Here is an 11,815-nt window from a genome sequence, read left to right on the forward strand (position 1 = left end):
GACGCGGCAACGTCGGCCTATCTCGAAACCATGATCAGATGATTCGGGAAAGGTACACCCCTTCCCGTCAGATCCACAGATTTCGATCATTGCTCACGTCCGAAGCGCTTCATTGATCTCCCGTTCCGGCACGCTCGGCTGGACGGCTGGATGGCCGATCAGAACGACAGCGCTTGCTCGGCGTGTCTCGATGCCGAAGTCTTCGAAGATCTGCTGACGGTTCTCATCTAGCCCGACAAGGTAGTTGACGGCTTGGCCGACGGCATCATGCACCTCAGCAGTAGGTACCCAAGCTCCGCGATGTCGCTTCACCAGAGAACCCTTCATGCTCATGGCCCGCTTCAGCTCGACGATGTGAAGACTTCCATCGCCGCGGATCAGAGGAAGGTCAACCTCGTCACCCGACACCAACCTGCGATGCGCAGCTTCCCCGACGAAACGCCCACCGAAGATCCAGTGCTGCCCCTCCAGCGCCCGTTGTAGGTCCAGTTCCGTGGCGGTCCTGTCCTCCACCACTTTGCGCAGGCTTGCCAGGCGGGCCGAGCGCTGCTGAAGCTGGGATGCCCGGAGGATCATCTGACCATCTGAATCAGCGGCTAGGAGAGCCCATGCCTCTGGTGACGCGGCAATCCGCTGAGCGGCTTTCTCCGGGTCTTCGATATCAACCCGCTCCTGGAGCACACGCTCCAGCCACACCATCGTCTCCCTCCGGCCGCGGAAGAGCGAGTATCGCCCTGGCCGGCCTTCCGGTGCTACGAGATACCGAGCGTCATGGCTAAGCGAGTTGATATAGGCCAGCAGATCATCCACATCTGCACCGGGGTGTTGGTCCAGGAACTCGCGCCCCGCCTCGGCGACGTACTTGAATTTGATTTCAAGCATGTTCGCCACAAACTGCCGCAAGCTTCGATTGCGTATTCCGTCTTGAAAAAGCCGGTATCTCTCGTTGAACTCCGGTTGCAGGATACGTTCCTCGGCGTAATCCAGGGAGTCCTGCAGCAGCCGCACAACCTCCCACTCGCCGACCGAGGCTGCGTGCCCGCGCGCCTGTGCCAAGAGTTGCACGAGCACCTTCCCGCCCCTGCGGTGGCCGCCGCGTCCAGTTCGCATGTGCTGGAGCACGGAGGTGACCGCTCGCTTCACCTCGTCGCTGGCCGCCTGCTTGTGAACGTACTCAAGCTGTAGGTCCAATGAGAAGTCTGATCTAACGCCCATGGGCTGAAGTGTGACCGGCAGGTGTGACAGTTTCTTGCGTCCAGGCAGGTTGCCTACACCGTTTAGTACTCCAGCCGCACTTCAGAGGCGGTCCGAGGCGTCGCCGGTGAGCTGGTGCACGCTATAGCGCGGTAGAGCATGCCGCTCTATGGGTACACATACGTACCCACGCGTACTCCCCTGTGAACGAGGAACGGCCACCGCTGTGATCATTCAGGTGTGATGGAACTGAAGATCATGCGGTGGCCGCGTTGGCCAGGGTAGAACATCTCAGCGCCGCTCGTCTCCAGGCTGGTCTGGATGACGCGTTCGCGCTGGTAGCCGGTCGATTCAGACGCCCCGAAGTCCGGCAGCGCGCTCGTGCATGTGTCGGCGAGCTGCTGTCCGGGCTGGAGCGTAAGAACGGCTGGTCACTTGCCGAGTACGCCGGTGAGGCCACCCCCGATGGCATGCAGCGGCTGTTCAACGCCGCCAAGTGGGACGTCGACGGCGTGCGTGACGACATCCGCACCTACCTGATCCAGCATCTGGGCGAGCACGACGGGGTACTGGTCGGCGACGACACCGGCTTCGCCAAACAGGGCACCCACTCAGCAGGAGTGCAGCGGCGATACACCGGGACCCTCGGCAAGGTCGCCAACTGCCAGATCGGGGTGTTCCTCGGTTACGCCTCCAGCCGTGGCCGGGCCGTGCTGGATCGCGAGCTCTACCTGCCCAAAGACTCCTGGATCGCCCGTCCGGAGCGCTGCGCGGACGCCCGTGTCCCTGAGCAGGTCGGCTTCGCCACCAAGCCTCAGCTCCTGCAGGCCATGATCGAACGGGCGCTCGCGGCCGGCGTGCCGTTCGGCTGGGTGACCGCCGATGAGGCCTACGGCGACAACGGACCGTTGCGCCGATACCTGGAAGACCAGCAGATCTCCTACGTGCTCGCGGTCTCCCGTGCCCACCAGATCACCACCGGCGCCGGCAAGGTCCGCGCCGACATCATGGCCGGCAAGGTGCCTCGAACCGGATGGCAGCGCCTGTCCTGCGGCCCGGGAGCCAAGGGCGATCGGCGCTACGCCTGGGCCCTGGTCGCCACCGGCAGCCCGGCGCACCACCTGCTCGTCCGCCGCTCGCTCAGCAACCCCCGCGACCTGGCCTTCTACCTGTGTCACACGCCACGGCCGGTTCCGTTACAGCGCCTGGTCGAAGTAGCCGGAGCCCGCTGGACGATCGAGGAATGCTTCCAGACCGGCAAGAACGAAGCCGCCTTCGACCACTACCAGGTGCGCCTCTATCCCGCCTGGTATCGCTACATCACCCTCGCCATGCTCGCCCTGGCCTTCCTGGCCGTGACCCGTGCCGCCCTGGGCGCCAGACACACACCGGCCGGCACCGGCCCGCTCGTCGACATCTCCGCCAACGAGATCCGCCGCGTCTTCGCCCTGCTGACCCGGCCACCTACCAGCCGACCCCACATCTTGCACTGGTCACGCTGGCGACGACGCCATCAAGCCCGTGCCAGGCAAAGCCACTACCAGCGACGACAGCTCAGAGATCGATAAGTGCGGCTGGAGTATTAGGCACGCTAGAGGTCGTCCTACCGATTACGCAAACCCATGTCCCGGAAGCTCGCGAGGAACAGGCCCAGGTCGGGGAGGTTCTCGAACTCCTCCCGGGCAAGGTAGTCGGTCGCCATGTGGCGGATGGACTCATCCGGTGCCGGCGACACCTCCGCCTCGGCGCAGACTTGCCTCGACGGAGGCACTCCAGCACCGGTGATGATCACCGCGCGCCTGTGAGGTCCGTAGGTGGCCGACGTGGAAGCCTGATCATCCCGCCCGCCATCGTCCCGGGCAAAGCCGAGCAGACCAAGGCCATGGGGACAAGGTTGTTCGTCCGGTGGGGCGCTCCACCTTGTCCCCCTGGCCCCGGCCCGCTTCCCCTTCGGGCGGGATGGCGGCGGACTGATGATCAGAAGGCAGAGTGCGCGCCCCGCGAAAACCCCCAGTCCAAGGGCTGATCGCCGTGCAATTAGCGTGCAATTAGACAGGGTGACGAGGGGTCAATCACGGTCACTCACGACCGAGTTTCCGCCCAGCTCAGAGCCCTCACGTGCCGCGATCGGTGTAGTTCCCAAGCTGACAGCGCGGGTTCGATTCCCGTCACCCGCTCCACCTTCTTATGCCCTGCGGCCAGGGGATCCCTTGATCACTATCTGGGCTGTCGATCTTCATGGCCAGACCGTGGGCATGGCCCGCTCGGGCGCCTGGCATTCAGAGACCTTCAAGCAGAAGGCCGCAGCCGTCACCTTCGAACTCGGCGTCGAGGCGTGCGGGCACTACTGGCCCGGCAACTGGATCCGCGGCTCCGGGTGGGCACCGGCCCCGGCGAGCGAGTTCGCCGTCCAGAACTGGATCGCCATGGACGAGAACGAGACCGCCGACTGGCGCAAGATCCTCGCGGACCTGAAGGCCGCCGCCACCTCCTTCCGCCGGACCGCGCTCATCGACTGAGCGGGGCTCCCCCGTCCCGGCGACCACCTGCATCGGAACGGCCAGTGACGGCAATCCGAGCCCTGGCGGCTCGCTAACGTCTCTGGCCGTTCGGTTGCCGCTCAAGGGCCACCTCCCGGTTGGCCTTGGCCAGGGCTTCGGCGCGTTCCCATTCCTGCTGCGGCCGCTACTTCCGCGCCGGTAGCACGGAAGTGGCCGCGGTCGTGGACCGCGTCTTCGAGCAGTAGCCCACTGAGCCAGGTCGGGCCTACGGCCGCCGCCATCGTCCCCGGCGGCGAACCGGGGTTCCGGTAGCAATGAAGTGCGGGTGATCTGCCCATCGGGTGACGCGCGAACCCGGCGGCGAGGGCTCGCCGGGTTGTGGGTATACCGCGCTTCAGGCCGGCGCTGGGCTGGTCGGTGCCGCCGGGTGCCCGGGAGCGTCGCGGTGGAAGATCGCTAGGAGGGCGAACCAGACCAGGATCATGATTCCGGCCGGGCGCAGGAATTCCTCAGCGAGAAGGGTGCCGACGAAGGAGTAGCCGGCGAGCCAGACGCCCGTGATGACGCCGACCACGCGGACCGGCCAGGAACGGCTGACCAGGGAACTCGCCACAATCCAGACGCCGGCGAGGACGTGGCCGCCGAGCCGGACCGCCCAGGCCGTCTCGTACTCGATCCCGTTGATCATCAGGATGCCGGCGAGTACGTCGAGCGCCACCCAGCCGTAGCCCGCGGCTTTGGCCCAGGGCGCCGCCTCCAGGCGCGATACCAGAAAGAGGATCGAGAGGTGGAAGAAGACACCCAGGTATTCTCCCCACGCCACCTGCGGGTCCGTGAAGAAGGCGATCACGGCAGGGAGGAACAGAAGGAGGGGTAGTAGCGCCACCAGGCGCAGGCTGGCGTAGTGCCGCCGAGGATCGAGCATGGGAGAAGTCCTTGTACATCGAGCCGTATGGTCGGGTCGAACACTAGAGAGAAGGGTGTTGATATGTCAACACTTGGGCCGGGTGAGGCGACCGAGCTGTGGCTGCGATGGAAACGCGCCCATGAGATGGTCCGTGCCGCCGTCATCGCCGAAACCACTGCGGCGTCCGGCGTCTCCGAGCCGGAACTGAGCGTCTTGGTCTGCCTGCACGAGTCCGGCGGAAGTCTGCGGCAGAACGCCCTCGCCGCCGCCCTCGGCTGGGACCGGACACGACTGTCGCACCTGCTGACCCGGATGGCCGACCGCGGCTACGTGGCCCGCGACAAGGTCCCGAACGGGATGGAGGTCGCGCTACGCCCGGCAGGCAGGCACACGATCGACGCGACGTTGCCGACACTGGAGACGGCCACCCGACGTCACCTGCTGGACCGGCTCGGCCCGGACGACGCCAAGACGCTCAAGGCCCTTATCGATCGCCTCCTGTCCGGCGAAGGAGTGGCAGCTGGGGCCAAGACCGGGGCACCCGGCGCGGAGGCCTAGAGCTCTCTCCTGAGTGCGTTGTCTGGTCGTCGGGTCGCTTCCGTTATGCCGGTAGGGGCGCGCGGTGGGTCTCCCGCAATGTCATGTAGGTGGCCAGCGAGACCAGCGCGCAGCCCGCGATGTACCAGGCGAACAGGCCTGTCTTGCCCATGCCGTGCAGCCATGTGGCGACGTAGGGGCCGGTGCCGCCGAACGCGGCGACCACGACCGCGTAGGGGAAACCGATGCCGGCTCCGCGCACCCGGGCGGGGAACAGTTCGGCCATCACCGCCGCCGCGATCGAGGTGTAGCAGGCGAGCAACGCAAGGCCCACGCACTGGACGAAAAGGAGGCTCACGAAACTCGTGGTGATCCCGTTCAGCAGCGGGACGGTGCCGACGGTGAAACCGAGCGCGAACACCAGGAGCATGGGTTTGCGACCGATCCGGTCGGACAGCATGCCGAACAACGGCTGGAGCGCGGTGAAGAACACCAGCGAGATGACGGCGATGGTCACCGACCGGGCCTCGTCATAGCCGACCGTGAGCTGCGCGTAGGTCGGGAGGAATACCGCCCACACGTAGAAGATCAACGCCGGTGCCACAGTGATCCCGGCGACCTGCAGGGACTGGCGCGGATAGTGGCGGACGAACTCGAACATCGCGGGTTTGCGGGCCCGTCCCGCCCTGATCTCCTCCGCCTCGATGTGCGTCTCCTCGGCCCGCCTGCGTATCCACAGGCCGACGAGCGCGGCGGACGCCCCGACGAGGAAGGGCACCCGCCAACCCCAGGACCTCATGGTCTCCTCGGTGAGCACGGTGGCCAGCAGAGCGGTGAGCCCCAAGGCGGCAAGGTTGCCGATGTTGGCGCTGACGTGGAAGAAGCTGGAGAACAGCCCACGCCGGTCCGGCGGCGCGGACTCCACGAGAAACGCCGACGCGGACGCGAACTCACCGCCCGTGGACAAGCCCTGCACCAGCCTGGCGAGCAGCAGCAGCGCCGGCGCGAACACCCCGATCTGGGCGTACGTGGGCGCGAGGGCGATGAGCAGGCTGCCGCCGCCCATCAGCGACATGGTGAAAGTGAGCGCCATCTTGCGGCCGTGCCGGTCCGCCAGGGCTCCCACCAGCAGCCCACCGAGCGGGCGCATGAAGAAGCCGACCGCGAACACCGCGAGCGCGCCGAGCAGCGACACCACGCCCGACCCGCTCGATGAGGGGAAGAACTGGTCCGCGAAGTAGATCGCCAGTACCGAGTAGGCGTACCAGTCGAACCACTCGACGAGGTTGCCGATCGCGGCAGCGGCAAGTTGCCGGGCACGAGAGGCTCGGTCGGACATTTCGTGTCGTACGGCCGTCATTGCCAACTCCAGGGGGGACGCGAAGCGGATGCAGGGTCAACAATCCGGCGCGTGGCGCGCTGCGTCGACGGCCAACCGGCCAACACGCTCTCTTCACCCGTTGTGCATTCGTACAACGACCTCGGTTGCCCCCGGCTGGGCCGCGAGCCAGGATGGGGTTCACCCGGTTCAGTGAGATCGCATGTCAGGTGGGGTGAGGGCAGTGCCGAGAAAGGACGCCGTCGCCGGGCCGACGCAAGGCCGCGCGGCGCTGGACCGAGCCGTGGACCGGCTGGCCGGCGAGATCGGCATGCTGACCGAGCGCACGATCACGCTGGTGAGCGAGCTGCCGTCGTACGCGGCCGTTCCGGTGAGCAACCTGGAGGCGTCGGGGCGGCGCAACCTGGACGCCGCGGTGGAGACGCTGCGGTCCGGCGTCGCGCCGACACAGGACGACCTCGCGCCGGCCGCCGAGATCACCGTGCGGGAGCGCGCAAGCCAGGGAGTCCCGATCGAGGACATGATGCGTGCCTACCGGTGCAACATCGGGGTGATCCACGACCGGTTCGTCGAACTGGCCGAGGAAGGCGGCGTGCCGTCCCGTCTCGTCCTGCTTGGCGCCCAATTGCTGTGGGCACTCAGCGATGCGTTCACCACGCGGGTTGCCCTGGAGTACCAGAATCTGGGCATCGACAACGCGCTGCGCGAGGCGCACCGGCGCTCGGAACTGCTGCACGCGTTGCTGTCCGGCACGCTCGAAACCGCCGGGCTCACGAGCAGTTGCGGGTTCTACGGCCTCGATACCGCTTCCTGCTACCACGCCGTGCGGGCGCACGTGGGGGGTGAGGACGTCGAGCCGGTACGGCGGGCGCTGGAACGGCTCGGCAGTACGCCCGCACGGCGCGCCCTCGTCGGCATGATCGGTGGTCACTGCGCCGGGATCGTCGCCCGGCGGCCCGCACCGCTCGACGGCGTCGTCGTGGGGATCGGCGACGCCGTGCCGCTGGCGGACATGGCCACCTCCTTCGCCACGGCCAGCCGGGTACTGGAGGCCGCTCGCAGGCTGGACCGCACCGGCGTGTTCGGCATCGAGGACCTGTCCTGGCGGCTCGCCGCGGTCCACGAGCCCCAGGTCGGTGAACTGCTGGTGCGCAGGTACCTGGCCCCGCTGCGCGAAGAAGGCGAGTTCGGCAGGCTCCTCAAAGAGACCGTTCGAGCCTACCTGGCCCATGGGCAGAGCATCGCGCGCACGGCCGACGCGCTTGTCGTCCACGTCAACACACTGCGCTACCGACTCCGCAAGTTCGAAGAACTCACCGGCCGGAGCCTGACGGCCATCGACACGTTGGTGGAACTGGCCTGGGTGCTGGAGACGGTGCCGGCCAGCGACGATCACGACGATTCAGAGTGAGTCGACAGAGCCACATGGATCAGGTGAAGGTGATCGATCACCGTCGGCCGTGAGCAGGTCGAAGTCATCGGTCGAATCCCCAACGTCGCGCGGTGGGCCGTTGTCGATCTCTCCAATGACAACGCGCCTGAAGGCGATTGGGATGGGGGCATGAACGAATCGGTGTGGCCGGCCGGTGTCGGGATGACACCGTTCGGTCTGCACGAGGACCGCGACGTGTCCGAGCTGGCGCGCGCGGCAATCGACGAGGCGCTCAGGGACTCGGGGCTAGAACACGCCCAGGTCAAGGCGGCGAGGCGCTGAGCGCCGACGGCGAGTTCGACGCAGCGCGGTACCGGTCTGCCCGGTACGAGTCCGAACTGGAACTGGATCCATGAATGCACCCGGCAGGGGCCATCGAATCCTCGTGGGATAAGGCCCCTTTCCGCCCTCGATCACCCAGATAGATGGCGCAGGTAACGATCGACGCCGAGAACCCGAAGGACGAGACAGGCATGGTGCCAACAATGACTGCGCTGCAAGTGCCCGGGCCACTGCAGCCTGCCGACCTGGTCCCGGTCTCAGCGAACCTGCCGACGCGGAGCCGCTCCGATGTGCTTGTGGCGGTACGTGCCGCCGGAGTGAACAGAAGCGATGTACTGGCCTGTCAAGGGGTGATTCCGGGCCCCTACCCGCGCGTCCTAGGCCGCGAGTACGCCGGCGAGGTGGTCGACGGACCTGCGGAGTGGGTCGGCAGGCGTGTATGGGGGGCAGGAGGCGGTGACCTCGGGGTAACCCGGGATGGCACACACGCTGAATACGTCGCCATTCCGCTGGGGGCGCTGGTCGAGATCCCCACTGCCCTGGAAACCGTTGACGCGGGTGCTTCGGCCTTGGCGTACTTCACTGCTCAATGCGCGATCATGCGGGCGACTGGGCGCTCAGGGCTGAAGGGCACCTGGGTGGCTGTCACAGGGGCGGCGGGCAGCGTCGGACGAGCCGCCTGCGAGCTGGCGCGGTTGCAAGGCGCGAGGGTCGTCGCCATCGTCAAGGACCGCATTGAAGCCCAGGTTTGCCACGACTTCGGGTACGAGGACATCGTCCGCACGGACAGCATGGACGTCACTCGCTCGATCAGAGAACTGACGAACGGCGCAGGGGCGGACGCGGCAGTAGATGCGGTGGGCGGTGCGATGAGCGACGCGCTGCTCGGAGCGTTGAAGGCCGGCGGAGGACTGTGCGTGTTCAGCTCTCCGGCCGAGCAACCGATTTCGCTCGATGTCCTTTCCTTCTACCGCAATGACCTCCTCCTCGTGGGTCTCAACACCGCGCGCCTGACGATGTATGACGCCGCAGGGGTCCTTCGCGACCTTGCCTCGGCGTTCGATTCTGGGAAGCTGAGGCCGGTATCTGTGCACTCCACGCGCCCGCTCAGCGAAGCGTCGATTGCTTACACAGATGTGATGCGCGCCGTCGCAGGCCGGCCGGTCCTATGTCCTGCGCCGGCAGCCGCTCGTTGAGGAGAACTTCCGGAAAACCGCCACGAAACGCCAGCGGCAGGAGATCGCAATGCTGGCCAAGCTGCTGTCCGAGCAGGGCCTTGCCACCGACTACTTATTCGCAGCGCAGCCCAAGTGACGGCGCGTGTGCCGGCCTGCTCGGAAGCTCGCTTCTGGGGCTTCACAGGACGGACGTTCAACAGACTCAAGCGAAAGGTTAGGAGATCCCCATGTCAGACACCGTCAACCCCGTCATCCAGCGGAATCTGGAAACAGTGGAGGCACACTTCCACAACGAAAACCCGGACGACGTCGACAAGGCGATCGCGCTCTACACCGATGACATCGTCTGGGAGGCACCCTCGCGCGGCCAGGTCTACTACAACTCGGCAGCGGTGAAGGAGGCCTATCTCGACATCTTCGCCACGGTCAAGATCACGCAACTGACGTTGCTTCGGCAGGTCGCCACGGAAACCTCGGTCTTCACCGACCACATCGGAGAGTGCGAGGTCATCGGGGACAGGATGCCGAATCTCCCCTTCCCTGTCGGAACCAAGATTCGTGCGCGCCTTATCCACATGTTCGAGATGCGTGACGGGAAGATCGCCCGCGAGATCGCCTACGAGATCTGGCGCGAGAAGGGCAGCGCCGTCGATCACGACGACATCCCCGCGGACGCGGTCGTCGTCCCCCTCTGAGAAAGCCCAAGAAGGCGTGCTCACACGATGAGATGTGCAGCGACACCCTGGTAGCACACCGGATCGGTGAGCGACCAGGAAGCCGAAGTTCCTATCGGCCTGCCGGCCGAGACGGACGGGGATTTCAGCGGACGTCGGACATAGGCGCCATTTCACTGGGAGAGAGAATGCGCATTGGAGTGGTCGAGGGGCGTACCGCCTTTCTTCGCGATGGGCGTTATGCCGATGCCGCCACAGTTTCCGGGGGTAAAGTTCTCGCAGATCCCACATCCATGTATACTCAATGGAAAGAGCTGAACTCGGCATATCAGAACGCCGCGGACGAGGAATTCCATGACCTAGGTGAAAAAGTTCTGAGTATTCCAGTTCCTTCCCCGCGTCAGGTCTTCGCCGTGGGTGCCAACTACCGCCTCCACATCGAGGAGGCAGGGGCGGAGCCGCCCAAGCGGCCGCTGATCTTCACGAAATTTCCATCGTGTCTGACCGGCCCCACCGCGTCGATCGAGGCGCCGTCGGACAGCATCGACTGGGAAGTGGAACTCGTCGCAGTAATCGGGCAGCACGCCGACCACGTGCCCGCAGGGCACGGGTGGGACTACGTCGCCGGACTCACCGTCGGGCAGGACATCACGGACCGGGTGCTGCAGTTCGACGGCAGCCACCCGCAGTTTTCGCTGTCGAAGTCGCGGCGGACGTTCGGCCCTCTCGGACCGGCCCTGGTGACTCCTGACGAGTTCGAAGATCCCGATGATCTCGAGATCGGCTGCGCCCTCAACGGGGAGACTCAACAGGCAAGCCGGACATCGGACCTGATCTTCCCTGTGCCGCTCCTCGTCGAGTACCTCTCCAGCGTGTGCACCCTCTATCCGGGCGACCTGATTTTCACGGGGACGCCCTCCGGCGTCGGCGCATTCAAGAAGCCCGCCACCTTCCTCAGGCCGGGCGACATCCTGACGAGTTGGGTGGAAGGAATCGGCAGTCTCACGAACACGGTCACGGAAGCGCCGCCCTCGACCGGAACAGCCATACCCGCCCCCGTCGGAAGCTGGAGTGGAGTCAATGACTGAGCGTGTCTACATAGCGGGCGTCTCCATGACGCCCTTTGCCGTCCACACTTCGTCATCCGTGGCCCAGCTGGCTCAACAGGCCGTACGTGACTGTTTGCAGGACGCCGGCCTTGCGGCTGCCGCCGTCGATGCCGTCTTCTACGCCAACACCACGCAGAGTCCGCTCGAGGGACAACACATGGTCGGGGGACAAATCGCTCTGGCCGGCATCGGTGTCGACAGGATCCCCTTGTTCAACATTGAGAACGCGTGCGCCTCTGGATCCTCGGCCCTGAACCTGGCGATCGCACAGGTGCGCTCCGGGAACGCCGACGTGGCCCTGGCCGTCGGCGTAGAGAAGATGAATGTCGGTGACCGATCCCGGTCGATGGCGGTCTTCAACGGCGCATACGACGTCTCCAGACCTGACGAGTTGCATCGGGTGCTGAGCGAGCTCGGAGGAGAGCAGCCCGGCGCCGAACCGGGTGATCGCAGCATCTTCATGGACATCTACGCCGCGATGGCTCGAGCGCACATGGCCGCGTTCGGCAGTACTCAGAAGCAGATCGCGGCCGTCGCAGCGAAGAACCACGATCATGCGGTGCACAATGAGCACTTTTCATCCTGAGTAGCGACCTTCTTCGATGAGCTGCAGGACGAGGATGGCCTGCACGATCGTGGTGGCGCGGTGCGGGCAGCAGCGC

The 11,815-nt window shown here is 65.8% G+C and carries 12 protein-coding genes and 1 pseudogene; 9 read left to right on the plus strand and 4 right to left on the minus strand.

All coding sequences use genetic code 11. From position 1 onward, the window contains the following. Positions 1 to 93: 93 nt before the first annotated feature. Positions 94 to 1,215 (minus strand): Shedu anti-phage system protein SduA domain-containing protein, encoded by a 1,122-nt coding sequence (locus HNP84_RS50650; RefSeq protein ID WP_185057346.1) that lies wholly within the window; start codon positions 1,213 to 1,215, stop codon positions 94 to 96. A gap of 251 nt (positions 1,216 to 1,466) precedes the next feature. Between HNP84_RS50650 and HNP84_RS50655 the strand changes: the two genes are divergently transcribed. Together HNP84_RS50655 and HNP84_RS50660 are read left to right on the plus strand one after the other, a co-directional pair. Then, the gene (locus HNP84_RS50655; RefSeq protein WP_425586093.1) at positions 1,467 to 2,762 is read left to right on the plus strand and encodes an IS701 family transposase; all 1,296 of its coding nucleotides are present in this window, start codon (positions 1,467 to 1,469) and stop codon (positions 2,760 to 2,762) included. A gap of 642 nt (positions 2,763 to 3,404) precedes the next feature. Continuing rightward, the gene (locus HNP84_RS50660) at positions 3,405 to 3,713 is read left to right on the plus strand and encodes a hypothetical protein (protein ID WP_185057347.1); all 309 of its coding nucleotides are present in this window, start codon (positions 3,405 to 3,407) and stop codon (positions 3,711 to 3,713) included. 376 nt (positions 3,714 to 4,089) lie between these two features. Here the strand turns inward: HNP84_RS50660 and HNP84_RS50665 are convergent, their stop codons facing one another. Then, complete coding sequence (locus HNP84_RS50665) at positions 4,090 to 4,620, minus strand: hypothetical protein (protein WP_185057348.1); 531 nt, start codon at positions 4,618 to 4,620, stop codon at positions 4,090 to 4,092. 63 nt (positions 4,621 to 4,683) lie between these two features. On the opposite strand from HNP84_RS50665, the gene HNP84_RS50670 reads away from it, so the two are divergent. After that, complete coding sequence (locus tag HNP84_RS50670) at positions 4,684 to 5,160, plus strand: MarR family winged helix-turn-helix transcriptional regulator (protein WP_185057349.1); 477 nt, start codon at positions 4,684 to 4,686, stop codon at positions 5,158 to 5,160. Positions 5,161 to 5,203: 43 nt separating this feature from the next. Here the strand turns inward: HNP84_RS50670 and HNP84_RS50675 are convergent, their stop codons facing one another. After that, positions 5,204 to 6,499 carry an MFS transporter gene (locus tag HNP84_RS50675; RefSeq protein WP_185057350.1) on the minus strand — a complete coding sequence of 432 codons (1,296 nt, stop codon included), beginning with the start codon at positions 6,497 to 6,499 and terminating at the stop codon, positions 5,204 to 5,206. A gap of 262 nt (positions 6,500 to 6,761) precedes the next feature. On the opposite strand from HNP84_RS50675, the gene HNP84_RS50680 reads away from it, so the two are divergent. The 6 genes from HNP84_RS50680 (at position 6,762) to HNP84_RS50705 (ending at position 11,739) form a co-directional block, all read left to right on the plus strand. Further along, positions 6,762 to 7,889, plus strand: a complete 1,128-nt coding sequence (locus HNP84_RS50680; protein ID WP_185057351.1) for a PucR family transcriptional regulator — start codon at positions 6,762 to 6,764, stop codon at positions 7,887 to 7,889. A 150-nt stretch (positions 7,890 to 8,039) separates the two neighbouring features. Next, a complete protein-coding gene (locus tag HNP84_RS50685; protein WP_185057352.1) occupies positions 8,040 to 8,192 on the plus strand; it encodes a hypothetical protein in 153 nt (50 codons plus the stop codon). A 143-nt stretch (positions 8,193 to 8,335) separates the two neighbouring features. After that, on the plus strand, positions 8,336 to 9,388 hold the full coding sequence (locus HNP84_RS50690; RefSeq protein ID WP_185057353.1) for a quinone oxidoreductase family protein: 1,053 nt from the start codon (positions 8,336 to 8,338) through the stop codon (positions 9,386 to 9,388). Positions 9,389 to 9,597: 209 nt separating this feature from the next. Beyond that, on the plus strand, positions 9,598 to 10,065 hold the full coding sequence (locus HNP84_RS50695) for a nuclear transport factor 2 family protein (RefSeq protein WP_185057354.1): 468 nt from the start codon (positions 9,598 to 9,600) through the stop codon (positions 10,063 to 10,065). Between the two features lie 167 nt (positions 10,066 to 10,232). Beyond that, on the plus strand, positions 10,233 to 11,132 hold the full coding sequence (locus HNP84_RS50700; protein ID WP_185057355.1) for a fumarylacetoacetate hydrolase family protein: 900 nt from the start codon (positions 10,233 to 10,235) through the stop codon (positions 11,130 to 11,132). Further along, a complete protein-coding gene (locus tag HNP84_RS50705) occupies positions 11,125 to 11,739 on the plus strand; it encodes a thiolase family protein (RefSeq protein WP_185057356.1) in 615 nt (204 codons plus the stop codon). The genes HNP84_RS50700 and HNP84_RS50705 overlap by 8 nt, the downstream gene beginning before the upstream one ends. Here HNP84_RS50705 and HNP84_RS50710 read toward each other — a convergent pair. After that, positions 11,731 to 11,815 (minus strand): annotated as a pseudogene (locus HNP84_RS50710) (IS5/IS1182 family transposase); the annotation flags it as partial. The gene HNP84_RS50705 and the pseudogene HNP84_RS50710 sit on opposite strands and share 9 nt — an antisense overlap.

Source organism: Thermocatellispora tengchongensis, assembly GCF_014202315.1.
In the GTDB taxonomy this organism is placed as follows: domain Bacteria; phylum Actinomycetota; class Actinomycetes; order Streptosporangiales; family Streptosporangiaceae; genus Thermocatellispora; species Thermocatellispora tengchongensis.

Bases quoted from the DNA above. Each gene is read 5' to 3' on its own strand.
- HNP84_RS50650 (WP_185057346.1), bottom strand. From the start codon at position 1,215: ATGGGCGTTAGATCAGACTTCTCATTGGACCTACAGCTTGAGTACGTT.
- HNP84_RS50665 (WP_185057348.1), bottom strand. From the start codon at position 4,620: ATGCTCGATCCTCGGCGGCACTACGCCAGCCTGCGCCTGGTGGCGCTA.
- HNP84_RS50670 (WP_185057349.1), top strand. From the start codon at position 4,684: ATGTCAACACTTGGGCCGGGTGAGGCGACCGAGCTGTGGCTGCGATGG.
- HNP84_RS50675 (WP_185057350.1), bottom strand. From the start codon at position 6,499: ATGACGGCCGTACGACACGAAATGTCCGACCGAGCCTCTCGTGCCCGG.
- HNP84_RS50685 (WP_185057352.1), top strand. From the start codon at position 8,040: ATGAACGAATCGGTGTGGCCGGCCGGTGTCGGGATGACACCGTTCGGT.
- HNP84_RS50690 (WP_185057353.1), top strand. From the start codon at position 8,336: ATGGCGCAGGTAACGATCGACGCCGAGAACCCGAAGGACGAGACAGGC.
- HNP84_RS50695 (WP_185057354.1), top strand. From the start codon at position 9,598: ATGTCAGACACCGTCAACCCCGTCATCCAGCGGAATCTGGAAACAGTG.
- HNP84_RS50700 (WP_185057355.1), top strand. From the start codon at position 10,233: ATGCGCATTGGAGTGGTCGAGGGGCGTACCGCCTTTCTTCGCGATGGG.
- HNP84_RS50705 (WP_185057356.1), top strand. From the start codon at position 11,125: ATGACTGAGCGTGTCTACATAGCGGGCGTCTCCATGACGCCCTTTGCC.